At 69.7% G+C, this 24,054-nt stretch carries 20 protein-coding genes; 7 read left to right on the forward strand and 13 right to left on the reverse strand.

Features of this window, described 5'->3' with window-relative positions; translation table 11 throughout:
- Positions 1-34: 34 nt before the first annotated feature.
- Positions 35-1,402 carry a cystathionine beta-synthase gene (locus tag ACFTQE_RS10310; RefSeq protein WP_376924973.1) on the reverse strand — a complete coding sequence of 456 codons (1,368 nt, stop codon included), beginning with the start codon at positions 1,400-1,402 and terminating at the stop codon, positions 35-37.
- Positions 1,403-1,653: 251 nt separating this feature from the next.
- Here ACFTQE_RS10310 and ACFTQE_RS10315 point away from each other — a divergent pair, with 251 nt between their 5' ends.
- Positions 1,654-2,337 carry a DUF3105 domain-containing protein gene (locus ACFTQE_RS10315; protein ID WP_376924974.1) on the forward strand — a complete coding sequence of 228 codons (684 nt, stop codon included), beginning with the start codon at positions 1,654-1,656 and terminating at the stop codon, positions 2,335-2,337.
- Positions 2,334-3,086: a DUF305 domain-containing protein gene (locus tag ACFTQE_RS10320; RefSeq protein WP_376924975.1), complete on the forward strand. Its 753-nt coding sequence runs from the start codon at positions 2,334-2,336 to the stop codon at positions 3,084-3,086. Before ACFTQE_RS10315 ends, ACFTQE_RS10320 begins: the two co-directional genes overlap by 4 nt.
- A 22-nt stretch (positions 3,087-3,108) precedes the next feature.
- On the opposite strand, the gene ACFTQE_RS10325 is transcribed toward ACFTQE_RS10320, so the two are convergent.
- From ACFTQE_RS10325 to ACFTQE_RS10350, 6 genes are all read right to left on the reverse strand, one after another.
- On the reverse strand, positions 3,109-4,533 hold the full coding sequence (locus ACFTQE_RS10325) for a mechanosensitive ion channel domain-containing protein (RefSeq protein ID WP_376924976.1): 1,425 nt from the start codon (positions 4,531-4,533) through the stop codon (positions 3,109-3,111).
- Between the two features lie 3 nt (positions 4,534-4,536).
- Positions 4,537-6,777 carry an adenylate/guanylate cyclase domain-containing protein gene (locus tag ACFTQE_RS10330; RefSeq protein WP_376924977.1) on the reverse strand — a complete coding sequence of 747 codons (2,241 nt, stop codon included), beginning with the start codon at positions 6,775-6,777 and terminating at the stop codon, positions 4,537-4,539.
- A 111-nt stretch (positions 6,778-6,888) separates the two neighbouring features.
- The gene (locus ACFTQE_RS10335; RefSeq protein ID WP_376924992.1) at positions 6,889-8,826 is read right to left on the reverse strand and encodes an ABC transporter ATP-binding protein; all 1,938 of its coding nucleotides are present in this window, start codon (positions 8,824-8,826) and stop codon (positions 6,889-6,891) included.
- A gap of 114 nt (positions 8,827-8,940) precedes the next feature.
- Entirely contained in the window at positions 8,941-9,930 is a 990-nt protein-coding gene (locus ACFTQE_RS10340) for a carbohydrate ABC transporter permease (RefSeq protein WP_376924978.1), read from the reverse strand.
- A complete protein-coding gene (locus tag ACFTQE_RS10345; protein WP_376924979.1) occupies positions 9,927-10,895 on the reverse strand; it encodes a carbohydrate ABC transporter permease in 969 nt (322 codons plus the stop codon). Before ACFTQE_RS10345 ends, ACFTQE_RS10340 begins: the two co-directional genes overlap by 4 nt.
- Before the next feature lie 116 nt (positions 10,896-11,011).
- The gene (locus tag ACFTQE_RS10350) at positions 11,012-12,370 is read right to left on the reverse strand and encodes an ABC transporter substrate-binding protein (protein WP_376924980.1); all 1,359 of its coding nucleotides are present in this window, start codon (positions 12,368-12,370) and stop codon (positions 11,012-11,014) included.
- 268 nt (positions 12,371-12,638) lie between these two features.
- Here ACFTQE_RS10350 and ACFTQE_RS10355 point away from each other — a divergent pair, with 268 nt between their 5' ends.
- Complete coding sequence (locus ACFTQE_RS10355) at positions 12,639-13,661, forward strand: LacI family DNA-binding transcriptional regulator (protein WP_376924981.1); 1,023 nt, start codon at positions 12,639-12,641, stop codon at positions 13,659-13,661.
- A gap of 60 nt (positions 13,662-13,721) precedes the next feature.
- Here the strand turns inward: ACFTQE_RS10355 and ACFTQE_RS10360 are convergent, their stop codons facing one another.
- The 4 genes from ACFTQE_RS10360 to rplJ all read right to left on the reverse strand — a co-directional run bounded on the left by ACFTQE_RS10360 (position 13,722) and on the right by rplJ (position 16,533).
- Complete coding sequence (locus tag ACFTQE_RS10360; RefSeq protein WP_376924982.1) at positions 13,722-14,999, reverse strand: MFS transporter; 1,278 nt, start codon at positions 14,997-14,999, stop codon at positions 13,722-13,724.
- The gene (locus ACFTQE_RS10365) at positions 14,996-15,469 is read right to left on the reverse strand and encodes a MarR family winged helix-turn-helix transcriptional regulator (protein ID WP_376924983.1); all 474 of its coding nucleotides are present in this window, start codon (positions 15,467-15,469) and stop codon (positions 14,996-14,998) included. The genes ACFTQE_RS10360 and ACFTQE_RS10365 overlap by 4 nt, the downstream gene beginning before the upstream one ends.
- 151 nt (positions 15,470-15,620) lie before the next feature.
- Positions 15,621-15,998, reverse strand: coding sequence for a 50S ribosomal protein L7/L12 (rplL, locus tag ACFTQE_RS10370; RefSeq protein WP_376924984.1), 378 nt, complete (start codon positions 15,996-15,998; stop codon positions 15,621-15,623).
- A gap of 49 nt (positions 15,999-16,047) precedes the next feature.
- A complete protein-coding gene (gene rplJ / locus ACFTQE_RS10375; RefSeq protein ID WP_376924985.1) occupies positions 16,048-16,533 on the reverse strand; it encodes a 50S ribosomal protein L10 in 486 nt (161 codons plus the stop codon).
- Between the two features lie 389 nt (positions 16,534-16,922).
- Between rplJ and ACFTQE_RS10380 the strand changes: the two genes are divergently transcribed.
- Together ACFTQE_RS10380 and ACFTQE_RS10385 are read left to right on the forward strand one after the other, a co-directional pair.
- A complete protein-coding gene (locus ACFTQE_RS10380) occupies positions 16,923-18,668 on the forward strand; it encodes an MDR family MFS transporter (RefSeq protein ID WP_376924986.1) in 1,746 nt (581 codons plus the stop codon).
- 1 nt (position 18,669) lies between these two features.
- Complete coding sequence (locus ACFTQE_RS10385) at positions 18,670-19,122, forward strand: MarR family winged helix-turn-helix transcriptional regulator (protein ID WP_376924987.1); 453 nt, start codon at positions 18,670-18,672, stop codon at positions 19,120-19,122.
- A gap of 58 nt (positions 19,123-19,180) precedes the next feature.
- Here ACFTQE_RS10385 and ACFTQE_RS10390 read toward each other — a convergent pair whose 3' ends face one another.
- A complete protein-coding gene (locus ACFTQE_RS10390; protein WP_376924988.1) occupies positions 19,181-20,815 on the reverse strand; it encodes a sensor histidine kinase in 1,635 nt (544 codons plus the stop codon).
- On the reverse strand, positions 20,812-21,561 hold the full coding sequence (locus ACFTQE_RS10395; RefSeq protein ID WP_376924989.1) for a response regulator transcription factor: 750 nt from the start codon (positions 21,559-21,561) through the stop codon (positions 20,812-20,814). The genes ACFTQE_RS10390 and ACFTQE_RS10395 overlap by 4 nt, the downstream gene beginning before the upstream one ends.
- Positions 21,562-21,773: 212 nt before the next feature.
- Here ACFTQE_RS10395 and ACFTQE_RS10400 point away from each other — a divergent pair, with 212 nt between their 5' ends.
- Positions 21,774-23,276, forward strand: coding sequence for an ABC transporter permease (locus ACFTQE_RS10400; RefSeq protein ID WP_376924990.1), 1,503 nt, complete (start codon positions 21,774-21,776; stop codon positions 23,274-23,276).
- A gap of 29 nt (positions 23,277-23,305) precedes the next feature.
- Positions 23,306-23,974: an ABC transporter ATP-binding protein gene (locus ACFTQE_RS10405; protein ID WP_376924991.1), complete on the forward strand. Its 669-nt coding sequence runs from the start codon at positions 23,306-23,308 to the stop codon at positions 23,972-23,974.
- Positions 23,975-24,054 lie beyond the last annotated feature (80 nt).

Here is a 24,054-nt window from a genome sequence, read left to right on the forward strand (position 1 = left end):
TCCTGAAGTGCGTGATGAAGGTGTGCGAGGCCGGTCAGGCCGAGAGGTAGGCGAGCAGGTCGGTGCGGGTGACCACGCCGAGCGCCTTGCCGCCGTCGGTGACGAGCACCGCGGGCGTCGTCGAGAAGGTCGAGCGAGCGGATGCCACGGGCTCGTTGACCCCGATGAGCGGCAGCGGCTCCCCCACGACGCTCGAGACCTTGTCGGTGAGCTTGGCCTGCCCCGAGAAGACGAGGTCGAGCAGCGCCTCCTCATGCAGCGCCCCCAGCACCTCGCCGAGCACGACGGGCGGCTCGGCGGTCAGCACGAGCAGCTGCGAGACGCCGGTCTCGGTCATGCGGTCGATCGCCTCGCGCACCGTGTCGTTCGGGTGCACGTAGACGAGGGGCGCCGTGCGGTCGGCCTTCGCCGCGAGCAGCTCGGCGATCGTGTGGCCGGCCGGGGCGTTCGAGAAGCCGTAGGCGCGCATCCACTTGTCGTTGAAGATCTTGCCGAGGTAGCCGCGACCGCCGTCGGGCAGCAGCACCACGAACACGTCGTCGGGGCCGGCGGAGGCCGCGGCCTTCAGCGCCGCGACCACGGCCATGCCGCTCGACCCGCCCACCAGGATTCCCTCTTCGCGGGCGAGGCGCCGGGTCATCTCGAACGACTCCGCGTCGGAGACGGCGATGATCTCGTGCGGCACCGCGGGGTCGTACGCCGTCGGCCAGAAGTCCTCGCCGACGCCCTCGACGAGGTAGGGCCGGCCGGTGCCGCCCGAGTAGACCGACCCCTCGGGGTCGGCGCCGATGATGCGGACGCGATCTTCGGACACCTCACGCAGATAGCGGCCGGTGCCGGTGATCGTGCCGCCGGTGCCGACGCCCGCGACGAAGTGCGTGACCGTGCCCTCGGTGTCGCGCCAGATCTCGGGGCCCGTCGTCTCGTAGTGCGAGCGCGGCCCGTTGGGGTTGGAGTACTGGTCGGGCTTGAACGCGCCGGGGATCTCGCGGGCGAGCCGATCGGAGACGCCGTAGTACGACTCGGGGCTGTCGGGCGCGACGGCGGTCGGCGTCACGACGACCTCGGCACCGTAGGCGGTGAGCACGTTGCGCTTGTCTTCGCCGACCTTGTCGGGGCAGACGAAGATGCACTTGTAGCCGCGCTGCTGGGCGATGAGCGCGAGGCCGACGCCCGTGTTGCCCGAGGTCGGCTCCACGATCGTGCCGCCCGGCTTCAGCTTGCCCTCGCGCTCGGCGGCGTCGATGATGCGACCCGCGATGCGGTCCTTCGAGGAGCCGCCCGGGTTCAGGTACTCGAGCTTCACGAGCACCGTGGCCTCCGTCACACCATCGGTGACGTGGTGGAGCTTCACGAGCGGGGTGTCGCCGACGAGATCGACGATGGTGTCTGCGTACTTCATGGTGAGGTCCTTGCTGTCGGCTCGTTCAGCCCGGTCGGCGAACGGGGGCGGCGAACGATCGTGCGTGCGTGCTGGGGTCGGTCTTGTCGGCGTCAGCGACAACACAGCGAGAGGATCACGAGGCCACTCTATCCGGTCGGCGGACCGTGGCGAAGAGGGCCCGGCGGATGCCGCGATCCGGCGTTCTCCCAGCCTGAACGCGCACCCCGTTCATATGATTGAAGCGACAACCATGCGAGAGAGGCCTACGTGTGAGCGCGACCCCGCCCGTTCCCCCCAAGGTGAAGCAGCAGAACTCCATCAAGCAGCAGCGCGCCGCTGAACGCGAGCGCAAGCTCGCCGAGTTCCGGAAGCGCGAGGCGAAGGCCAAGCGCAACCGCCGCATCGCCATCTGGTCGGCGGTCGTCGGCGGTGTCGCCGTGATCGGCATCATCGTCACGGCCATCGTGCTGACCCCGCAGCCCGTCTCGTACGGCGCCGGCGGCGACGGCACGAAGATCGAGGGCGTCGAGACCTTCGACAACGGCGCCGGTCACGTCGAGGGCGTCGTCGACTACGCGCAGACCCCGCCCGCCGGCGGCGAGCACAACCAGGTATGGCTGAACTGCGGCGTCTACGAGCAGCCGGTGCCGAACGAGAACGCCGTGCACTCGCTCGAGCACGGGGCGATCTGGGTCACCTACGACCCCGAGCTGCCCGCCGCAGAGCTCGAGGCGCTGAAGGCGTACCTGCCGTCGACGTACGTCGTGCTCTCGCCCTTCGAGGGGCTGCCCTCCCCGATCGTGCTGAGCGGCTGGAACTCGCAGCTCGCCCTCGACAGCGCCGACGACGAGCGCATCCAGGCGTTCTTCGAGGAGTACTGGAAGAGCCAGAACGTGCCCGAACCCGGCGCCCTCTGCACGGGCGCCTACGACGCACCCGGCAAGGTGTCGTGACCCCAGGCACCGAGAGCCCCACCGCCGACGCCGTGATCGACGCCGGCGACGTGGCCGACCCGTCGGCCTCCCCCGCGCCCGCGCGGCGCCGGGGCGGCCGGGCGGCCGTCATCGCCGTGGCATCCGTCGCCCTCATCGTCGTGGCCGCCGTGGCGTTCTCGATCGGGCGCCTGTCGACGCTCGCCGAGCCGACGCCGACGACGACGAGCGCCGAGGCCGGGTTCGCCCGCGACATGCAGGTGCACCACCTGCAGGGGGTCGAGCTCGCGATGATCGTGCGCGATGCGACCGACGACGACGAGGTGCGACTGCTCGGCTACGACATCGCGACCACGCAGGCGCAGCAGGCCGGCCAGATGTACGGATGGCTCGCCGAGTGGGGCCTCTCGCAGGCGGGCTCCGAGCCGTCGATGACCTGGATGACCCGCCCCGCTCTCGACGGTGCCGCCGGTCACGACGACCACGCGGCATCCGACCCCGGCGCCCACGTGCCCGGCGCGCCCATGCCGGGGCTCGCGACACCGGCTCAGGTGGACGAGCTGCGCGGCCTCACGGGGGTCGACGCCGAGCGCCGCTTCCTCGAGCTCATGATCGCCCACCACCAAGGCGCCGTCGAGATGGCCGACGCGGTGCTCGCGCGCTCGACGAACGGCGTCGTCGTCGCGCTCGCCCAGTCGATCGTCGACAGCCAGACCTCGGAGATCGAGCTCATGACCGGGATGCTCGCCGAGCGCACTCCACTCGGATAGCCGCACTGCCGGCCGGCGGCGCTCAGCGACCGCCGAGCGCGCCGCGCACGATCCCGGCCGCGGCGAGCGCATCGGATGCCGCGCGCCGACGATTCTCGATCGCCTGGCCGATGTCGCGCGCGACCGCCGGGTTCGACCGCACGATCTCGTCGATGACCGCGAGGGGCATGACGAGGATCGTGGTGACCTCGGCCGCGACGGCGCGCACGAACGACGGCTCGCGGGTGAGCACCGTCTGCCCGACCGATTCGCCGACCTCGGCGGAACCGGAGTCGATCGCGCCGCGGTCGGTGACGATCGACAGCGCGAGACGGCCGTCGACCACGACTCGCAGCACGTCGGGCACGCGGTCGGGCTGCTGCACGATCTCCCCGGTGCCGTACCGCTCGAGGTGGCACGACGGGGCGAGCCGCTCCCGATCGTCGGCGTTGAGCCGGAAGGCGGGCGCGATGAGCTCGAGCGCCGAGTCGAGCCGCGCGGGTTCAGCGACCGGGTCCGTCGAGTCGCCGTCGAGCGAGAGGCCGCGCCGCCGCGCCGCGTACCAGAGCCAGGCGAGCAGGAGGGACACCGCGTCATCCGCCGCCGCCGGACCGGAGACCGGCACCTCGACCTCGTACTTCGCCGCGCCCAGGTAGCGGGCAGCGGGCTGTTCGCCCGCCGCGGCCATCGGCAGTCCGCGCGCCACGTCGACGACGAGCTCGATGACCTCGTGCGGCGGATCGTCGGTCGAGAAGGTCACCGTCGCCATCGCGCGGTGCAGCTCGGTCGGCAGGCTGAGGTTCGTGAACGAGGCGTTCGCGAGCGAGGCGTTCGGCACGATCTGCACGCCCGCCCCGGTGTCGATGTGCACGGCGCGCCAGTTCACCTCGATGACGCGGCCGCGCACGCTGCCCGTGTCGAGCCAGTCGCCGAGCTTGAACGGCTGCTCGAAGAGCAGCAGGAGGCCCGAGATGATGCCGCCCACCGCGTTCTGCAGCGCGAGGCCGATGACGATCGACGTCACGCCGAGCGCGGCGATGAGCCCGCCGACATCCGCGTCCCACACCCAGGAGAAGAGGATCGCGAGGCCGACGACGATGAGCACGAGCCGGCCCAGGTCGACGAAGATCGACGGGATGCGCTCGCGCCAGCTGCCGGGCTTCGCATTGGCGAAGAGGGCGACGTTGAGGGCGCTCAGCACCAGGAGGATCACGAGGAAGCCGAGCACCGTGGCGACGACCCTGGCCCACACCTGCTCGGCGGGCGACTGGATCGCGAAGATCAGGAGGCCGAAGAGCGCACCGACCGGCACCACCCAGTTGCGGAGCAGTCGCACCGGCCCCGCTGCGGCGCTGCCCCGGCGGGTCAGCCAGCCGAGCACCTCGGTGAGCACCACGAGCAGCACCGGCACGCCGACCGCGAGCACGATGCCCCAGACCAGCCAGCCCTCGCCGAACAGCTCCTCCACGGGCTACTCCACCCGCCACACGGTCTCGGCGCCGTCGGCGGTCTCGATCGTGCCGGCCGAGACGATGCGAACGCCGTCCTGCAGGCGGTCCTTCACCGCCTGGCTCACGTAGATGCCCGGTCGGCCGTCGACGCTGCGAACCCGGTAGGCGAGGTTCACGGCGTCGCCCCACAGGTCGTAGGCGAGGCTCGTGCGGCCGACGAGTCCGCTCGTCACGGTGCCGGTCGCGATGCCGGCACGCAGTTCGATCGATGCGTCGTTCGAGGCGTTGAACCGTGCGATGACCGTGCGCAGCTCATTCGCGAACTCGACCGCGCGCCGCACGTTGTCGACCCGCGGCACGATGAGGCCCGAGCTCGCGAGGTAGCCCCCGCGGAGGGTGCGCACCTTCTCGACCCCGGTCCGCTCGGCGGCCTCGTCGAAGCCGCGCATGAGCGAGTTGAGCTGCGCGAGTTCGTCGTCGCTCGACAGCGATTCCGTGAAGTCGTCGAAGCCGATGAGCTCCGCGAAGATGACCGAGACGTCCTGGTGCACCTCGGCGATCGTCTCCTCGCCCTCTTGGTAGCGCTTCGCGACGGCTTCGGGCATGAGCGTGTGCAGCAGGCGCTCGTTCTCGGCGCGTTGCTCGTCGATGAGCTCCTGCTTGATGCGCAGGCTCGAGCTCATGTCGTTGAAGGCGTTGCCGAGGTCGCCGAACTCGTCGCGCGAACCGGCGGGCACCTGCACGGTGAGATCGCCGCCGGCGACACGGCGCACCGCCTCGGAGAGACGCCGGACCGGCCGGGTGAAGACCTGGGCGAGCAGCATCGAGAGCACGCTCACCGCGAGCAGGATCGCGAGCGTCGAGATCACGAGGTTGCGCGTGAAGTCGGCGACCGGGGCGAACGCCTCCTCGGTGTCGATGCGCGCCACCGCGACCCAGTTGAGTCCGTCGATGTCGACCGGGGTGTACGCCGTGATGTTGTCGCGGCCCAGGTAGCCCCTCGAGATCGTGGTGCCCGACTTGCCCTGCTGGGCCAGCCGGACCGAGTCCGTCGTGACGGGTTGCAGCAGCACCGTGCCGCCGACCCGCACCTCGCGCTCGGCGAGATCGGACGGCGTGCCGTTCGCCACCGCGAGCTTCTCGTACGCCTCGGGATCCTCGATGAGCAGGCGCGAGTTGCTGCGCATCAGGTCGTCGCTGCCCACGATGTAGACCTCGCCGGTGTCGCCGAGCCCCTGTTCCTTCCAGCGCTCGTCACCCGTGAGCACGTTGTTGATGAGGTCGATGGGGATCTGCACCGCCAGAGCGCCGGTGATCCGCTCCGTGTTGCCGACGGGCGAGACCACCCAGATGGCGGGCACGTTCAGCGACGGGATGTACCGCTCGTAGTCGGTCGTCGCGAGCGCGTCGACGGAGTTCGTAGCCATCACGTCCCGATACGCCGCAGCGAGCTGCGAGTCCTTCAGCGGCCCCGTCATGATGTTCATGCCGAGATCGGGGCCGGAGTACGCGGTGTAGACGACGTTGCCCTCGGTGTCGAGCATGAGCACGTCGTCGTAGCCCGAGGCGTCGATGATGCGCTGGAAGTAGTCGCCGTACCGCTCACGCGCCGCCGACCACGCGCTGCCGTCGCCGGCATCGCCTGCCGCGAGCGCGGCATCGAAGTCGAGTTCGCCGCCGGGGAACCGGTACACCTTCGAGGTGTACTGGTACTGCAGGTACTGGCCCGCGGTGGATTCGGGGATGAAGGCGCCCGCAGCGTAGGTGCCGCCGGCGCGCTCCGCGAGGGCGGGATTGAACTCGTCGGCGTAGTACGCCTCGAGCTCGCCTCGCTGCGCCTCGGTGAGCGGGCGAGACTGCGCCTCCTCGAACGCGGCGTTCAGCGCGATCGACGAGTTCTGCGCACTGAGGTTGCGCGAGTCGAGGGTGACGCCCGTCTGTACCCCTTCGAAGACCCGCTCGAGCTCGCCCGTTCGCAGCTCGCGGATCGTGGTCAGCTGGTCGACCGCGGCGGCACGCAGCGATTCACGCCCGCTGACGAAGCCGATGACGCCGACGATGACCGACGAGACGAGGCTCACACCGAGCAGCATGATGAGCAGCTTCGACTGGATGCTGAGCCCGACCCGGCGCCGCTTGGAAGCGCGCGGCTTCGGGTCGCGCGGCGCACGGCGCGGCCCCGATGGAGTGACCGGCGGCGGTGCTGCGGCGCTGTCTTCAGCGGATGCCTCGGGCGGCGCCCCACGTTCCGTCGTCGTCACGTCGCCCCTCTCGGCCCCCCGGCAAGATGTTCCACACTCTAGTGGCGAGGGGTGCACCGGCCGCAAGGGCTCCGACCCAAGTCGTGTCCCCCGAATCGGCGCTCCAGGTGCTCAGGGCTCGAGCACCGACCGTTCCTCCTGCTGCCGGTAGAGCGATGCGTAGACGCCCTCGGCGTCGACGAGTTCGGCATGCGTGCCCTGCTCGACGATGCGCCCGGCGACGACGACGAAGATGACGTCGGCCGAGACCACGGTCGAGAGGCGGTGGGCGATCGCGATGGTCGTGCGCCCGCGGGCGGCGTCGTCGAGGGCCTGCTGCACGACGCGCTCGGAGATCGTGTCGAGCGCGCTCGTCGCCTCGTCGAGCACGAGCACGGCCGGGTCCTTCAGCAGCACGCGCGCGATCGCGATGCGCTGCTTCTCGCCGCCCGAGAGCCGATAGCCGCGTTCGCCGACGACCGTGTCGTAGCCGTCGGGGAACGAGGCGATCGTCTCGTGGATGTTCGCCGCCCGCGCCGCCGCCTCGAGTTCGGCGTCCGTGGCATCCGGCCTCGCGTACCGCAGGTTCTCGCCGATCGTGGCGTGGAAGAGGTAGGTCTCCTGGCTCACGATGCCGATGTGGGAGATGAGCGACTCCTGGTCGAGATCTCGGACGTCGACCCCCGCGAAGCGCACGACACCTCCGGATGCCTCGTACAGCCGCGGCACGAGGTACGACACCGTCGTCTTGCCGGCACCCGACGGCCCGACGAACGCGGCGAACTGCCCGGGCTCGATCGTGAAGCTCACCGCGTCGAGCGTCGGTCGCGACTCGTCGTCGGCATCGGGGTAGCGGAACGACACCTCATCGAACTCGACGCGTCCGAGCTCGGGGCCGAGCGGCACCTCGCGGGCATCGGCCGTGTCGGTGATCGCCGGCTTCAGGTCGAGGTACTCGAAGATGCGCGCGAAGAGGGCGCTCGAGGTCTGCAGGTCGAGGGCCACCCGCATGAGCCCCATCAGGGGGAACAGCAGGCGCGCCTGCACGGTCGTGAACGCGACGATCGTGCCCGCCGTGACATCCGCCGCGCCGCCGGCGATGAGCCACCCGGCGACCAGGTAGACGATCGCGGGGATCGACGACATGAAGATGTTGACCATCGCGAAGAACCACTGGCCCGTCATCTGCTGCTTGACCTGCAGGTGGATCTGGTTCCGGTTCTCGTCGGCGTAGCGCTCGATCTCGCTCTTCTGCCGCGTGAAGCTCTTCGACAGCAGGATGCCGGAGACGCTCAACGTCTCCTGCGTGATCGCCGTCATCTCCGAGAGCGATTCCTGCGTCCTGCCCGCGATGCGCGCCCGCACCTGGCCGACCCTGCGCTGCGCGATGACCATGAACGGCATGAGCACGAGCGCGATGATCGTCAGCTGCCAGTTCAGGATCAGCATCGCGATGAACGCCGAGATCACGGTGACGGTGTTGCCGAGCACGCTCGACACGGTGTTCGTCAGCACGCCCGCGACGCCGCCGACGTCGTTCTGCAGCCGCGACTGGATGACACCAGTCTTCGTGCGCGTGAAGAAGCTCAGCTCCATCGCCTGCAGGTGCGTGAAGAGCCGCACGCGCAGGGCGCCCATGACGTTGTTGCCGATCGTCGCGGTGAGCCATGTCTGCCAGACACCGAGCAGCGCCGAGACGACGAAGACGGCGATCATCGCGATGACGAGCCACATCAGCACCGGCAGGTTCGGGCCGGACACCTCGCCGTTCGCATCGACCGGGAACAGTCCGTCGTCGAACGCGCGCTGGGTCAGGAGCGGCGGGATGATGGCGAGCGCCGCGCCGATGAGCACGAGCACGATCGTCGTGACGAGCGCGGCCTTGTGCGGGGCGAACAGCTCGGCGATGCGACCGAGCAGGTTCGGCACCTGCGGCGCCTCGGCGTTCGCGGCTCGCTGCGCCGCCTCGTCGGCGGCGAACACCCGGCGGGAACCGCCGCCGCCACTGCCGCCCGCGCCGCGACCACCGCCGCCACCGCCTCCGCCGCCGCGTGGGCCTCCCCCGTGCATGCTCATGGCATCACCCTATGCCGGGCCCTCGCAGGCGAGCCCGGCGTTCGCCGCGAGCAGAGCAGAGCGGATGCCGCCGGCCCTGGCCTGCGGCATCCGCTCTCGTCGTTTCGTCTACCCCTTGGTCGAGCCCGCGAGCAGGCCGCGCACGAAGTAGCGCTGCAACCCGAAGAAGACGCCGAGCGGGATCACGATCGAGATGAACGCGGCCGCCGTGAGCCGTTGCCAGTCCTGGCCTCGCGTGCCGACCATCTCGGCCAGCCGCTGCGTGAGTGGAGCGACGTCTTGCGTGCCGCCGGAGAAGATCAGCGCGACGAGCAGGTCGTTCCACACCCAGATGAACTGGAAAATCGCGAACGATGCGAGCGCCGGGGTCGCGAGCGGCAGCACGATGCGGAAGAAGATCTGGCCGTGCGTCGCGCCGTCGACCCGCGCCGCCTCGATGACGTCGGACGGGATCTCGGAGATGAAGTTGTGCAGCAGGAAGATCGCGAGCGGAAGCGCGAACATCGAGTGCGCGAGCCACAGGGGCAGATAGTTCTGCTCGGGGATGATCGGCACCATGTCGTGCAACCACGCCTGCATCGGCCGCAGCCACGTCGAGAAGATCTGCAGCAGCGGCACGAGGGCCATCTGCAACGGGATGATCTGCAGCGCGAACACGAAGATGAAGAGCCAGTTGACCCACTTGAAGCGGATCCACGCGAACGCGTAGGCGGCCATCGATGCGAAGACGAGCGGGATCAGCGTCGCGACCAGCGCGATGGCGATCGAGTTCACGATGTACGCGCCGAGCTGCGGTGACGACGACGATGTCGAGAACAGCACGTCGCGATAGTTGTCGAGCGTGAAGCCCGGGTTCTGGAAGATCGTCCACCAGCCGGTGGTGCGGATCAGCTCCGCCGGCCGGAACGACGAGACGAGCAACCCGAAGGTCGGGATGGTCCAGAGCACCGCGATGATGAGGGAGATGATCGTCGCGGTGCGCGAGGTCAGCCGCTTCTTCACCCGCCCCGTCTTCGTGCCGTACTCAGTGCGCTCGGCGGCTTCGATCGAACCGAGGTTCTCGCCGACCGGGAGGTCGGCGGGGGCGACGCTGCTCATCGGATCTCCCTCTGCTTGCGGAGCACATTGACGTTGTAGATGACGATCGGGAGCACGAGCACGAAGAGGATCAGGGCGAGGGCCGACCCGCGCCCGACCTCGCTCGCTCGGAACGCCTGGGTGTACATCTCGTTGGCGATGACGCTCGTGTTGAAGTTTCCGGCGGTCATGGTGCGGACGATGTCGAAGACCTTCAGCGTGGCGATCGAGATCGTCGTGAGCACCACGACGAGCGCGCCGCGGATGCCGGGCACCGTCACGTTCATGAAGCGCTGCCAGCCGTTGGTGCCGTCGAGCTGGGCCGCCTCGATCTGCTCGGTGGGCACGCCCTTGATGGCCGCGCTCAGGAGCACCATGGCGAAGCCGGTCTGGATCCAGATCATGATGACGATCAGCAGGAAGGTGTTGATCGGGTCGGTCTGCAGCCATTGCACGGGTTCGCCGCCGGCGGCGGTCACGATCGCGTTCAGCAGGCCGATCTGCTCCCGGTCGCCCGAGCGGTACTCGTAGACGAACTTCCAGATGACGCTCGCCCCGACGAAGGAGATGGCGATCGGCATGAAGAGGATCACCTTGTAGTACCGCTCGCCCCGCGACCGGTCGATGAACACGGCGTAGGCGAGGCCGATCGCGGTCGAGAGCGTCGGCACGAGCAGCACCCAGATGATCGTGTTGATCAGCGTGCGGATGGCCGCGGGTTGCGTGAAGGTCCAGACGAAGTTGTCGAGCGTCCAGTCACCGCTCGAGTCCTGGAATGCGAGCAGGCTCGTGCGGATCGCGGGGTAGACGAGCCCGACGACGATGAAGAGCATCGCGGGCAGCAGGAACAGCCCGAGCTGCCAGTAGTCGCGGCCCTTCTTCGGTGCCTTGTCGATGAAGAAGATGAGGAGGCCGACCACCGCGGCGAACACCGCGAGCCCCATCACCACCTGCAGCAGCTTGCCGAGCAGATCGGCGGTGGTCATCGTGCCTCCCAATGTTCGTCATTGAAATCGGAGTGGTCGTCGAAGGCGGGTGACGGAGGGCGGGGATTTCGCATCCCCGCCCTCCGATCATGCTCCTCGCACCCGAGTCGCGCCAGCTAGCTCTTCGGCCAGCTCGACTCGATGGTGTCGAGCACCTGTGCGGTGTCTTCACCCGTGACCCAGGCGACGATGCCCTTCCAGAAGGAGTCGGCACCCACGGCGCCGGGCATCAGGTCGGATCCGTCGAAGCGGAACGTGGTCTCGGGGTCCTGCAGGATCTCGATCGACTGCGTGAGCAGCTCACTCGAGGCGACCTGCGGGTCGAGGCCCTTGTTCGCGCTGATGACACCGCCGAGGCTCACGCGGTTGTTCGCCCAGGTGTCGCTGGAGAGGTAGGCGCGGAACGCCTCGACCTCTTCGGCGTCGCGGAATGCGACCGGGAACTCGCCGCCGCCGGTCACCGACAGCGGGTCGTCGGCGTTGACGGGCGGGAGCAGGAAGGCGAACACGCTGCCGTCGGAGGCGACGGTGTTCTCGTCGCCGCCCTCGGGGTTCCAGAAGGTCTCGTAGAACGAGGCCTGGTGGTGCAGCGAGCACGTTCCGTCGAGGATCGGCAGACCGGCCGTCTGGAACGCCTCGGTGACCTGCGTCGACACGTCTCCGATGCCGCCGTTGACCATGTCGTCGTTCTTCAGGTACGCCCCGACCGCGTCGAAGGCCTCGGCCACCTGCGGGTCGTTGAACGGGATCTCGTGCGTGACCCACTGGTCGTACACATCGGCACCGTGCAGGCGCAGCATGTAGTCCTCGACCCAGTCGGTGCCCGGCCAACCCGTGGCGTCACCCGACTCGAGGCCGACGCACCAGGGCTTGTGGTCGCCCTCGGCCGCGATCGTCTCGGAGAGCTCGGTCAGCTCGTCGAGGGTCTTGGGGATCTCGTACCCCTTCTCTTCGAACTCGGCCGGCGAGTACCAGACGTAGCCCTTGATGCTCGCCATGAGCGGGGCGGCGTAGAAGGTGTCTTCGTAGGTGCCGTACTGCTTCCAGTCTTCGGACCACCACTCGTCGACGTTGGCCTCGACGGCCTCGGAGGCCGGGATCAGCCAGCCGCCGGCCGCGAGTCGGCCGAGGAGGCCGGGCTGCGGCACGATGCCGACGTCGGGGGCGTTGCCGCCCTCGGCGAGCACGGCGATCTGCGCCTCGAACTCGCTCGAGCCCTGGTAGTCGACCTCGATGCCGGTGCAGGTCTCGAAGTCGGCCCACGACTCGCTGAGGCGGTCGGCCTCGAGGTCGAGGATGGTGCCGGCGACCGAGACCGACTTGCCGTCGAACGTGCCGTACTGCTCGTAGTCGGCGCAGTCGACGTCGGCGGCGTCTTGCTCCGCGACGTCTCCGGTGCAGCCCGTGAGGGCGAGTCCAACCGCCGCGGCCGCCACCACGGGGGCCATCCAACGGCGATGCCGTCTGATTCTCATGTCATCTCCTCGTCGAGTGAATGTGGTGCAGGCGAAGCCGGGAACCGGTTCCAGCCTCAACGCTAGAACACCCGCCGCCCTCCTCACAAGGGATGGGAGGTCACGGTTCGGCCACTCCCCCGCGTCGCCGCGCGAACTGGCGGAGAGCGCTCCCATCCCAACGCCGCCGCGGAGCCCTCCGCGCCCATCTCATGCCGGAAACGGTTCCACAAACGCCGGAACGGGCAGTACACTCTGGCTCGGAGCAGCCCGACGAGGGGAGGCGTGCATGGCCGCGATCGGCGATGTCGCACGCCTCGCGGGCGTCTCGAAGGCCACGGCCTCCCGAGCGCTCACCGGCAACGGCTACGTCGCTGAGGAGACCCGCCGTCGCGTCGAGTCGGCTGCCGCCGAGATCGGGTACATCGCCTCCCCCGACGCCGCGAGCCTCGTCACGGGGCGCACCAAGAACGTCGGGGTGGTCATCCCGTTCGTCAACCGCTGGTTCTTCGGCGAGGTGCTCGAGGGCATCGAGCGATCGCTCCTCGCGGCCGGCTACGACCTGACGCTCTACAACCTCTCCGACAGCGGCCCCGATCGGGCCCGCGTGTTCGAGTTCTTCCTCGCCCGCAAGCGGGTCGACGCGGTCATCGCGGTGGGCGTCGACCTCGCCGAGCACGAGGTCGCCGCACTCGATCGCCGCGACAAGCCGCTCGTGTGCCTCGGCGGCACGGGCGGCTCGGCCGCCCGGCTCTCGATCGACGACCGGGCCATCGGCCAGCTCGCGACCGAGCACCTGCTGCACCTCGGCCACACCCGGATCGCGCACCTCGCGGGCGTCGGCGCGAGCGCGCAGCCCGACACGGTGCAGGGTCGGCGCCGGCACGGGTTCCTCGAGGCGATGGGCGCGGCCGGTCACGCCCCCTCGGCCGGCGACGTCGTCGAGGCCGAGATGACCATGCCGGGCGGGTATCGCGCCGCACTGCAACTGCTCGGGCACCCCGGTCCGCGGCCGACCGCGGTGTTCGCGGCATCCGACGAAGTCGCGTTCGGCGCCATCCGCGCCGCCGAACGACTCGGCATCGCGGTGCCGAGGGAGCTCTCGATCGTCGGCGTCGACGGGCACGAGTACGCCGAGATGTTCGACCTCACGACCATCGAGCAGTACCCGGGCGAGCAGGGGCGCTCAGCCGTCGAGGTCGTGCTGCGCCTGCTCGGGGAGGGCGCCGTCGCCGACCCCCTCCCCGATTCCGGCGCCCCCATGCCGACCCGCCTCGTGGTGCGCGCGAGCTCGACGGCCGCCCCGCGCTGAGCACGAAGCCGACGCCGCGGCGCAGCGGCGACGCGGCGCCCAGGCGACGGTCGCTTGCGATCAGGCGGCGTCGCCGATGCCGATCGCCTCGGCCTCACCCGCCGGGGTCTCGGCCACGCCGTCGGCGGAGGCGAGCTTCGATCGCCCGATGACGACGATCGCCGCGGCGATGAGCACGGCGATCGCGCCGGCGATGAACGGGCTCGACGGCGACACCGTCGCGGCGAGCACCGTCGCAGCGGGCGGGGCGATCGCCCCGCCGAGGAAGCGCACACCCGAGTAGGCGCTCGACGCGACGGAGCGGGGCAGGTCGGTCGCATCCATCACGCACTCGGTGAGCACGGTGTTCAGGATGCCGAGCAGGAGTCCGCCGATGACGACGCACACGATGACCGCGACGGCCGAGCCGATGAAGGCGGCGAGGGCGAGCAGGTCGAGGGCGAGCAGGGGCAGCACGAACCAGAGCACCCGGGTGCGGCGCATGCGCGCGGTCAGCAGCGGCGCGACCCAGACCGAGGTGACGGCGACCGCGACGCCCCATCCGAAGAACACGAAGCCGAGCGCGATGGCACTGTGGATGCCGAGCGGCACGAGGGCGAACGGGGTGTACGCGAGGAGCACGAAGAAGCCCATGTTGTAGAACAGCGCCGCCGCGGCGAGGATGCCGAGTGCCGGTCGGGCGAGCGCTCGGAAGGGAGCCGAGAGCTTCGTGGGCACCGGCTTCTCCGTGCCATCCGATCGCAGCAGGGTGACGATCGCGATGAAGCCGACGGCCATGAGCACCGCCGTGCCGAAGAACGGGCCGCGCCAGCTCCACGATCCGAGCAGGCCGCCGACGAGCGGGCCGATCGCGAGGCCCAGGCCGAGGGCCGCCTCGTAGAGGATGATCGCCGAGCTGCTGCCGCCGGCCGCAGCGCCGACGATCGTCGCGAGCGCGGTCGAGATGAAGAGCGCGTTGCCGAGGCCCCACCCGGCACGGAAGCCGATGATCGACTCGACGTCGCCCGAGAGGCCGGCGAGCGTGGCGAACACGACGATCACGCCGAGGCCGATGAGCAGGGTTCGCTTGGCGCCGATGCGGCTCGAGATCCAGCTCGTGAAGAACATCGCGATGCCCGTGATCACGAGGTAGCTCGTGAAGAGCAGCTCGGTCTCGGTCGGCGTCGCCTCGAGGTCGGCGGCGATCGCGGGGAGGATCGGGTCGACGAGGCCGATGCCCATGAACGCGACGACGCACGAGAACGCGACGGCCCAGACGGCCTTGGGCTGCTTGAGGATCGAGGCTCCGGATGCCGCGTGGCCGGCCTGTGCCGGAACCGCCCTGGTGTCGACGCTCATGCGACGCCCTCGGCGCCCGCAGCGGCCTCCACCAGTGCGGCGCGAGACCGCTCGAGTCGCGTGCGCACGATCTCGACCGCCGTCGCGAGCGTCTGCAGCTCGTCGTCGTCGAGGTCGGCGAACGTCGGGGCGAGGGAGTTCGCCAGTTCGCTCCGCCAGGCGTCGAGCGCGGCGAGCCCGCGGGGATCGGCCGAGATGAGCATCGCCCGTGCATCGTCCCGGTCGACGATGCGGCGGATCCATCCCCGGTCGTCGAGCGCGTGCACGAGCTTGGTCATCGTCGGCTGGGTGACGCGGCTGACCTTCGCGAGCTCGCCGAGCCGCATCGGGCCGAGGTCTCGCAGCACGCTGAGGGTGCGCCAGACGGCGGGCGATTCGGTGTTGCCCGTCACCGTCGCGGCGAGCCGGGTGAGTCGGTGGTTCACGGAGACGAGGTCTCCGATCACGGTGGGGAGGTCGAGCTGGGTCATGCCACCAGTATACATAGCTTGGCTATGGAACTGGCTGGCCGGGTTCGCCGCGAACGACGGATGCCCCGTGGCTCATGCGAGCCACGGGGCATCCGTGTGAATCAGGTGACGCGAGTCACCTCAAGTTCGAGCCCCCTCTCGAGGGCACGGATTACTTGAGGGTGACGGTAGCGCCGGCTTCCTCGAGGGCAGCCTTCGCCTTGTCGGCGGTCTCCTTGTTCGCGCCCTCGAGCACGGCCTTGGGAGCACCGTCGACGACGGCCTTGGCCTCGCCGAGGCCGAGCGAGGTGAGCTCGCGGACGGTCTTGATGACCTGGATCTTCTTGTCGCCGGCAGCCTCGAGGATGACGTCGAAGGAGTCCTTCTCCTCAACCTCTTCAGCAGCAGCGCCAGCGCCACCGGCAACGGCGACGGGAGCGGCAGCGGTGACTTCGAACTTCTCCTCGAACGCCTTCACGAACTCGCTGAGCTCGACAAGCGTCAGGCCGGCAAACTGCTCGAGCAGCTCTTCGGTGGTGAGCTTCGCCATGATGTATCTCCTAGATTTTTCGGGGTTGTAGAACGAGAACGTCGGGCGCTTACGCGGCCGCGGTCTCCAGCTTTTCGCGAAGCGCGTCGATGGTGGCGGCAGCCTTGCCCATCGTCGCCTTCATCATTCCCGCTGCCTTCGCAAGCAGAACCTCGCGGCTCTCGAGCGAGGCGTACTTGTTGACCTCGTCGGCGTTGAGGGCCTTGCCCTCGAAGACGCCGCCCTTGATCACAAGATTCGGGTTTGCCTTGGCGAAGTCACGAACGGCCTTGGCGGTGGCGACGAAGTCGCCGTGCACGAAGGCGACGGCGGACGGGCCGACGAGGTCGGCATCCAGCGTCGTGATCCCCGCGTTGTTCGCGGCGATCTTGGTCAGCGTGTTCTTCACCACGGCGTAGTTCGCGTCCTGACGGATGTTGCCGCGCAGCTGCTTGAGCTGGGCAACCGTCAGGCCGCGGTATTCGGTCAGCAGAACGGCAGTCGAGCTCTCGAACAGGTTCGTGAGTTCGGCAACCGAGGCTTCCTTGTTCGCCATGGCCACTCCTTGTGTACTCAACATGCATCGCGGTGGCGGTGCACGGCTTCGGATCGCGGCTCACGTGACGAGGTCTGCGGGCAGCAAAAAGGCTCCGGCGCAGTTGCGCGGAGCCTGGCCCGATTGCATCGGAAAGTCTTCGTCACACCTGCGCGGGCCCTTGCTTTCGCAAGACTTCGGTCGACCCACATCTCTGCGGGCACGACGACCAGCGGTCTTCGGCTCCGTACAGGCTAACGGATGTCGCGCGCTCCGCCAAATCGGCGGCGTGCGACATCCGCTCGATCATTTTCGCACGGCGGGAATAGTTGACCAATGTCCAAGGTTGACTCAATGCAACCAATTATATATAGTTGTCGAATATCAACTTGTATGACGTAAGGAAACACGTGACTTCTGTGGCAGACCAGCCCACGACCGGCTCGGTGCCGGCCGCGCCGGCGCAACGCACCCCGCGCGAGGTGATCGTCGCGATCTCCGGCCTCGTCGTGGCGATGTTCGTCGCCGTCATCTCCGGCACGGTCGTCTCGACCTCGATGCCGCTCATCATCGCCGACCTCGGCGGCGACCAGACCGCCTACACCTGGGTCATCACCGCGAGCCTGCTCGCCATGGCCGTCTCCACCCCGATCTGGGGCAAGCTCGCCGACCTCGTGAACCGCAAGGTGCTGCTCATCTCGGCGATCAGCCTGTTCGTCGTCGGCACGGCGATCGCCGGCTTCGCCCAGGACACCACGACCCTCATCGCCGTGCGCGTGATCCAGGGCCTCGGCGCGGGCGGCCTCATGTCGCTCGTCATGATCCTCATCGCCGTCATCATCTCGCCGCGCGAGCGCGGCAAGTACATGGGCTTCGTCGGCGGCATCATGGCCGTCGCGACCATCGGCGGCCCGCTGCTCGGCGGCGTCGTGACCGACGCCTGGGGCTGGCGCGCCAACTTCTTCCTCCCGGTGCCGCTCGCGATCATCGCGCTCATCGTGATCCAGCGCACGCTGCACCTGCCCCCCATGCCGAAGCGCCCCGTGAAGATCGACTACCTCGGCATCGCGCTGCTCACGGTCGGCGTCTCGCTGCTGCTCATCTGGGTCTCCCTCGGCGGGAGCGAGTTCGAGTGGGACTCGATGACGAGCTACGTCATGATCGGCGTCTCCGCTGCGGCCATCATCGGCTTCGTCATCACCGAGTTCTTCGTCGCGGAGCCGATCGTTCCGATGACGCTCTTCAAGAACCGCACGTTCACGCTCTCGGTCATCGCCTCGGTCTCGATCGGCGTCGCCATGTTCGCGACCAGCGTCTTCCTCGCGCAGTACTTCCAGCTCGCGCGCGGCGCCACCCCGACCGAGTCGGGCCTCATGACGATCCCCATGATCGTCGGCCAGATGGGCGCCTCGATCCTCATCGGCGCACTCATCAGCAAGTTCGGCAAGTGGAAGCGCTTCATGGTGCTCGGGTCGCTGCTCGTCATCGTCGGCAGCTACCTCATGACGACCCTCGACTACGACACCGACTACCTCTGGGTCAGCGTCTACATGGTCGTGCTCGGCGCAGGCCTCGGCATGGTCATGCAGAACCTCACGCTCGTCGTGCAGAACGACACCCCCGCCTCGCAGCTCGGTGCCGCGAGCTCGAACGTGAACTTCTTCCGCACGATCGCGGGCACCATCGGCGTCACCATCATGGGCTCGCTGCTCGCCACGCAGGTCACGACGCACATCACCTCGGGCCTGAAGGGCTTCACGCCCACCTCGCCCGAGGAGGTCGAGGCGCTGAAGGGCCTCGCCGGCGGCGGCATCCCCCACGTGTCGCAGCTGCCCGACGGCATCCGCGTGATCATCGAGAACGCCTACGGCAACGGCATCGCCGATGTCTTCTGGCTGGCCGTGCCGCTCGCGGTGCTGAGCGTGATCGCGATCGCGTTCCTGCCGAACAAGGCGCTCTCGACCAAGACCTCGGCCGAGCAGCTGAAGGAGGAGTTCGAGCAGGTCGCGATCGACCTCGCCGAAGCCGAGATCGGCGCACCGGTCACGTCGTCGATGCAGCTCGTCGACGGGGAAGCCGCAACCGAGGGCACCGCGAAGACGACCGCCGGGTCGCGCGGTGCCGCCGACGCCTCCTCCACAGGCGGCGACCGATAACATGACCATCGTGACCGAGGCATCCCCAGCCCTCGATGAGGCCATCGCCGAAGTCGAGGAGCAGATGAGCGTGCTCTTCAGCCGGGCCCGCCTCATCTGGAAGGAGGCGGCGCAGCAGGTCCACCCCGACCTGCAGCCCGCGGCCTACAAGCTGCTCTCGACGATCGTGCGACACGGCTCCGCCAACGCGCACGTGCTCGCGGAGATGTTCGAGATGGACAAGTCCGTGGTGAGCCGCCAGGTGCGCATGCTCGAGGAGCTCGGACTCGTCGAGACCCGCGCCGACGAGCGCGACGGGCGCGTGCGCGTGCTCGTGGCGACGCCGGTCGCCGAGGAGCGGGTCCGCGAGGTGCGCGATCGCAACCAGCAGCGGTTGCGGAGCGTGCTGCTCGACCGGCCCGAAGCCGAGCTGCGCGGCTTCGCGCAACTGCTCCGGAGCATCGCCGAGGCCTGAGCCCAGGTCACCGATCACGAGCGAGGCCCGCACCCCCAGGGGTGCGGGCCTTCGTTCGTCAACGGGTCGGGGCGCTCCCCGCGTCGGACGCCGGGGCGAGCGGGAGCGCGACGACGAACGCCGTGCGACCGGGTTCGCTCGTCACCGACACCTCGCCGTCGTGCGCCTCGACCACGGCCTTCACGATCGCGAGCCCGAGGCCGGTGCTGCCGGCGATGCGCGAACGCGACGAATCGCCCCTGGCGAAGCGCTCGAAGAGCGAGTCGGCCAGCGCGGGCGGAATGCCGGGGCCGTCGTCCTCGACGATCAGCACCACGTCGTCGCCGCGGCGCTCGAGCGAGGCCACCACGGACGTGCCGTCGGGCGTGTGCACGCGGGCGTTCGCGAGCAAGTTCGTCACGACCTGCCGCAGGCGCGGCTCATCGCCGACGACGACGGTCGCGCCGTCCGGAAGGCGCACCTCCCAGTCGTGACCCGGTCCGGCCGCCTGCGCGTCGCCGACCGCCTCGACGACCACTCGGCTGAGGTCGACGGGCAGCGCCGAGAGCTCGCGACCCTCGTCGAGCCGCGCGAGCAGCAGCAGGTCCTCGACGAGCTCGGTCATGCGCACGGATTCGCTCTCGATGCGGCCGATCGCGTGCACGACGTCGGGCGGCAGCTCGCCGCCGTGCAGCCTCGTGAGTTCGGCGTAGCCGCGGATCGAGGCGAGCGGCGTGCGCAGTTCGTGACTCGCGTCGGCGACGAAGCGGCGTACCTTCTGCTCGCTCTCCTCGCGGGCGGACAGGGCGGATGCCACGTGCCCGAGCATCCGGTTGAACGCGCCGCCGAGTCGGCCGACCTCGGTGCGTTCGTCGTCATCGGCGACCCGCTCCGCGAGCGCGACGTCGCCGCGGTCGAGGGGCAGCTCCGAGACGCGCTGCGCGGTCGCCGTGACCTCCGCGAGCGGACTGAGCGCGCGCCGCACGACGACCGAGCCGAGGGCGAGGGCGAGCACGAGTCCCGATGCCGCGACGATCGCCACGGTGAGCGCGAGTTGCGTGGACTGGGCGTTGACGTCGGCGAGCGGCAGCGCGAGCACGGAGCGCACCTGCGGCTGCGACTGCGTCTCCACGGCGAGCGCGCGGTACTCCCCCATGCCGCCCGCCGTGATGGTGTGCGGCCGCCCGTCGGGCGGCACCGCGGCGAACGCCCGCGTGGCACCGCCGCTGGGTTCGAGCAGTTCCCCGGTCTCCGAGATGTAGACCCCGACCACCGTGTCGCCCGCGACGAGCACGCCGACGGTGCCGACCGGTTGGCCCGGCACGCGGAGGAACTCGAGCACGGTCGCCCTCGGGTCGGCGGGGAAGCCCGGCGGCGCCACATCGGTCGCCCGTGAGGCGGTGTCGCGCAGGCTCGCGTCGAGTCGGTCGACCGAGGTCGAGTGGAAGACGAGCACCGTCACGACGCCGATCGCGGCGCTCACCGCGACGAGCAGGGCGGCGACGATGACGAGGAGCCGGCGGCGGAGCGTCCAGGGCAGCCGCGGTCGGCGAGCGTCCGTCGACGGCGCGGCGGCGAGGCGATCGAGATCGTCGAGGTCGTCGACCCGCTCGGCATCGTCGAGCTCCCAGTCGACGTCGTCGACCGCCGGCGTCGCGCCGGTCGCGTTCGCCCGGGCGGACGCCGCGTAGCCGGGATCGCCGGGCCGCGTCATCCGGCGGCCTTCAGCATGTAGCCCGCGCCGCGCACGGTGTGGATCATCGGCTCACGACCCGCATCGACCTTCTTGCGCAGGTACGAGATGTAGAGCTCGACGACCGACTCCTTGCCGCCGAAGTCGTAGCTCCAGACACGGTCGAGGATCTGCGCCTTCGAGAGCACGCGACGGGGGTTGCGCATGAGGAAGCGCAGCAGCTCGAACTCGGTGGCGGTCAGCTCGATCGGCGTGCCGCCGCGGGTGACCTCGTAGGAGTCCTCGTCGAGCGTGAGGTCGCCGACGACGAGCACCGGGTCCTTCGCCTGGGCGAGCGTGAGCGTCGAGCGACGGATGAGTCCGCGGAGCCGCGCCACGACCTCTTCGAGGCTGAAGGGCTTCGTGACGTAGTCGTCGCCGCCCGCGGTGAGGCCGGCGATGCGGTCGTCGAGCGAGTCCTTGGCGGTGAGGAAGAGCACGGGCGTCTCGGTGCCGTCGGCACGAACGCGCTGCAGCACCTCGAGGCCGTCGATGTCGGGGAGCATGATGTCGAGCACGATCGCGTCGGGACGGAACTCGCGGGCGATCTTCACCGCCGACTGACCGTCGCTCGCGGTGCGCACGTCCCAGCCCTCGTACTTGAGGGCCATCTTGAGCAGCTCGGTGAGCGAGTGCTCGTCGTCGACCACGAGCACGCGCACCATCGAGCCGTCGCCCTTCGCGATGGCGGGGGCGCGGTGCGGGGTCGCTGGGGCGTTGCTGCTCATGTCTCCAGTATCCGCGCCGAGCTATGCGTTTCCTATGACTTCGTCGAGTGGATGCTGCGCGGCATGGACGAGTGGATGCTGCCCGGCATGGACGACTGGATGCTGCGCGGCATGGACGACTCATAGGCCGGCCATCGTCCGCCCACAGCCCTCGCCCCTACCGTCTCGATCGGCGCTCGCTCCGAGCGTCTCCCCCGACCTCTGAGGAAAACATGTTCTTCACCTACCTCCGGCGCGAACTCGCCGGGCGCCGCAGGCAGACCGCGATCATCGCGATCGGCATGGCGCTCGCGATCGCGCTCGTCATGATCGTGAACTCGGTCTCCACCGGCGTGCGCGACGCCCAGGCCGCCGTGCTCGAATCCGTCTACGGCGTCGGGACCGACCTCACGGTGTCGCAGGCTCCGACGCCGCCCGCGGAGGGCGAGGGCGGCGGTCCGCGGTTCGAGTTCGGCGCCGACGCGGGCACCACGACCGACGGCTCGACGGAGATCAGCCAGTCGCGCCTCTCCGCGGGATTCGGCGGGACCACCTTCGACCAGGACGCCCTGGCGTCGATCGAGGGGCTCGACGGCGTGGCCGCGGCATCGGCCACCCTCTCGCTCACGAACACGACGTTCGACGGCGAGCTGCCCGAGTTCCGACAGTCCACCGACAGCACCGACCAGATGCCCTCCGACGGCGAACAGCCCGCGGCCCCGCCGCAGGGCGGCTTCGACGGCGCCGGCGGCAGCGCCTTCGACGTCGACAGCTTCACCGTGCTCGGCCTCGACCCTGCGTCGGCCGCCGTCGGCCCCCTCTCGGCGGTCGAGCTGGCCGATGGGCGCGGGCTCGAGGCATCCGACACCGGTGAGGCCGTTGCCGTGATCGACGCGAGCTACGCTACGAGCGCCGAGCTCGCCGTCGGCGACACGATCGACGTCGGGGGTACGGAGTTCGAGATCGTCGGCACCGTCTCGTCGACCTCCGCCGAGGCGGCGACCGCCGCGAACGTCTACCTCCCCCTCGACCTCGCGCAGTCGATCTCGGGCGAGGAGGGCATGATCTCGAGCATCTCGGTGCAGGCCGAATCCGCCGACGGCATCGACGCGGTGCAGGCCGAGATCGAGGAGGCGCTGCCGGACGCCACGGTGTCGACGCAGTCCGACCTCGCCGCCTCCGTGTCGGGCTCCCTGGCGAGCGCGTCGAGCCTCATCTCGAACCTCGGGCTCTGGGTCTCGCTCGCGGTGCTCGTCGCGGCGTTCCTGATCGCCATCCTCTTCACCATCCAGGGCGTCACCCGCCGCACCCGCGAGTTCGGAACCCTGAAGGCGATCGGCTGGTCGAACGGCCGCATCGTCGGCCAGGTCGCCGGCGAGTCGCTCGTGCAGGGTCTCATCGGCGGCGCCGTCGGCCTCGTGCTCGGCCTCGCCGGGATCTGGGCGGTGAACCTCATCGCCCCGACGATCGGCGGCAGCGCCGGCTCCGAAGTGGTCGCGGGCGGCCCCGGCGGCGGCGACATGGCCATTCGGGGCGGCGGCCCGGGCGGCGGCTTCGCCGGCGCGGTGCAATCGGCCGCGTCATCCGCGGAGGTCGTGCTGCACGCCCCCGTCACCGTCGGCGTCATCGTGATCGCCATCGGACTCGCGATCCTCGGCGGCCTCGTCGCCGGCGCGTTCGGCGGATGGCGGGCCGCGAAGCTGCGCCCCGCCGAAGCCCTCCGCAGCGTCGCATGACGACCGAACCCCCCACGAAAGGAACCAGCATGTACACGCTCGAACACGTCTCGAAGACCTACGCGCAGTCCAAGCGCCGCGTCACCGCCCTGGAGGACGTCTCGCTGACGATCCCGAAGGGGCAGCTCGTCGCGATCCAGGGGCCGACCGGCGGCGGCAAGTCGACCCTCCTGCAGATGCTCGGCGCACTCGACCGGCCGAGCGCCGGGCGCGTCGCACTCGGCGAGGCCGAGCTGTCGCACCTGCCGGATCGGAAGCTCGCCGGCATCCGGGCGAAGGAGATCGGGTTCGTCTTCCAGGGGTTCAACCTGATTCCCACGCTCACCGCGCTCGAGAACGTCGAGACGGCGCTCGAGCCGCTCGGGGCGCCGGCCGAGGAGCGGCGTCGGCGTGCGACCGAAGCGCTCGAGTCGGTGGGTCTCGGCGACCGCGGCGGCCACGTTCCGAGCGAGCTGTCGGGCGGCCAGCAGCAGCGCGTGGCGATCGCACGGGCGCTCGTGAAGGAGCCCGACGTGCTGCTCGCCGACGAGCCGACCGGCAACCTCGACGAGCAGACCCGCGACGACATCATGGACCTGCTCCAGGGGCTCTGGCGCGACCGTGGCCTCACGCTCATCGTCGTGACGCACGACTCGGCGGTCGCGAAGCGGGCCGAACGTCGCCTGCACATCAGGAACGGGACCGTGACCGAGCGCTGAGAACGGAACGAGGACCGACGCACGAGACCCAGTAGGCACTGGTGCCGACCAGCGCACAGCACGCGAGCGCAGGCCGAACG

It is taken from the genome of Agromyces sp. NPDC056965 (assembly GCF_042673425.1).
Taxonomy (GTDB): domain Bacteria; phylum Actinomycetota; class Actinomycetes; order Actinomycetales; family Microbacteriaceae; genus Agromyces.

Coding starts and splice junctions, on each gene's coding strand:
- ACFTQE_RS10310 (WP_376924973.1), bottom strand. CDS start 1,402: ATGAAGTACGCAGACACCATCGTCGATCTCGTCGGCGACACCCCGCTC.
- ACFTQE_RS10335 (WP_376924992.1), bottom strand. CDS start 8,826: ATGCACGGGGGAGGCCCACGCGGCGGCGGAGGCGGTGGCGGCGGTGGT.
- ACFTQE_RS10340 (WP_376924978.1), bottom strand. CDS start 9,930: ATGAGCAGCGTCGCCCCCGCCGACCTCCCGGTCGGCGAGAACCTCGGT.
- ACFTQE_RS10345 (WP_376924979.1), bottom strand. CDS start 10,895: ATGACCACCGCCGATCTGCTCGGCAAGCTGCTGCAGGTGGTGATGGGG.
- ACFTQE_RS10350 (WP_376924980.1), bottom strand. CDS start 12,370: ATGAGAATCAGACGGCATCGCCGTTGGATGGCCCCCGTGGTGGCGGCC.
- ACFTQE_RS10355 (WP_376924981.1), top strand. CDS start 12,639: ATGGCCGCGATCGGCGATGTCGCACGCCTCGCGGGCGTCTCGAAGGCC.
- ACFTQE_RS10360 (WP_376924982.1), bottom strand. CDS start 14,999: ATGAGCGTCGACACCAGGGCGGTTCCGGCACAGGCCGGCCACGCGGCA.
- ACFTQE_RS10365 (WP_376924983.1), bottom strand. CDS start 15,469: ATGACCCAGCTCGACCTCCCCACCGTGATCGGAGACCTCGTCTCCGTG.
- rplL (WP_376924984.1), bottom strand. CDS start 15,998: ATGGCGAAGCTCACCACCGAAGAGCTGCTCGAGCAGTTTGCCGGCCTG.
- rplJ (WP_376924985.1), bottom strand. CDS start 16,533: ATGGCGAACAAGGAAGCCTCGGTTGCCGAACTCACGAACCTGTTCGAG.
- ACFTQE_RS10385 (WP_376924987.1), top strand. CDS start 18,670: ATGACCATCGTGACCGAGGCATCCCCAGCCCTCGATGAGGCCATCGCC.
- ACFTQE_RS10390 (WP_376924988.1), bottom strand. CDS start 20,815: ATGACGCGGCCCGGCGATCCCGGCTACGCGGCGTCCGCCCGGGCGAAC.
- ACFTQE_RS10395 (WP_376924989.1), bottom strand. CDS start 21,561: ATGAGCAGCAACGCCCCAGCGACCCCGCACCGCGCCCCCGCCATCGCG.
- ACFTQE_RS10400 (WP_376924990.1), top strand. CDS start 21,774: ATGTTCTTCACCTACCTCCGGCGCGAACTCGCCGGGCGCCGCAGGCAG.
- ACFTQE_RS10405 (WP_376924991.1), top strand. CDS start 23,306: ATGTACACGCTCGAACACGTCTCGAAGACCTACGCGCAGTCCAAGCGC.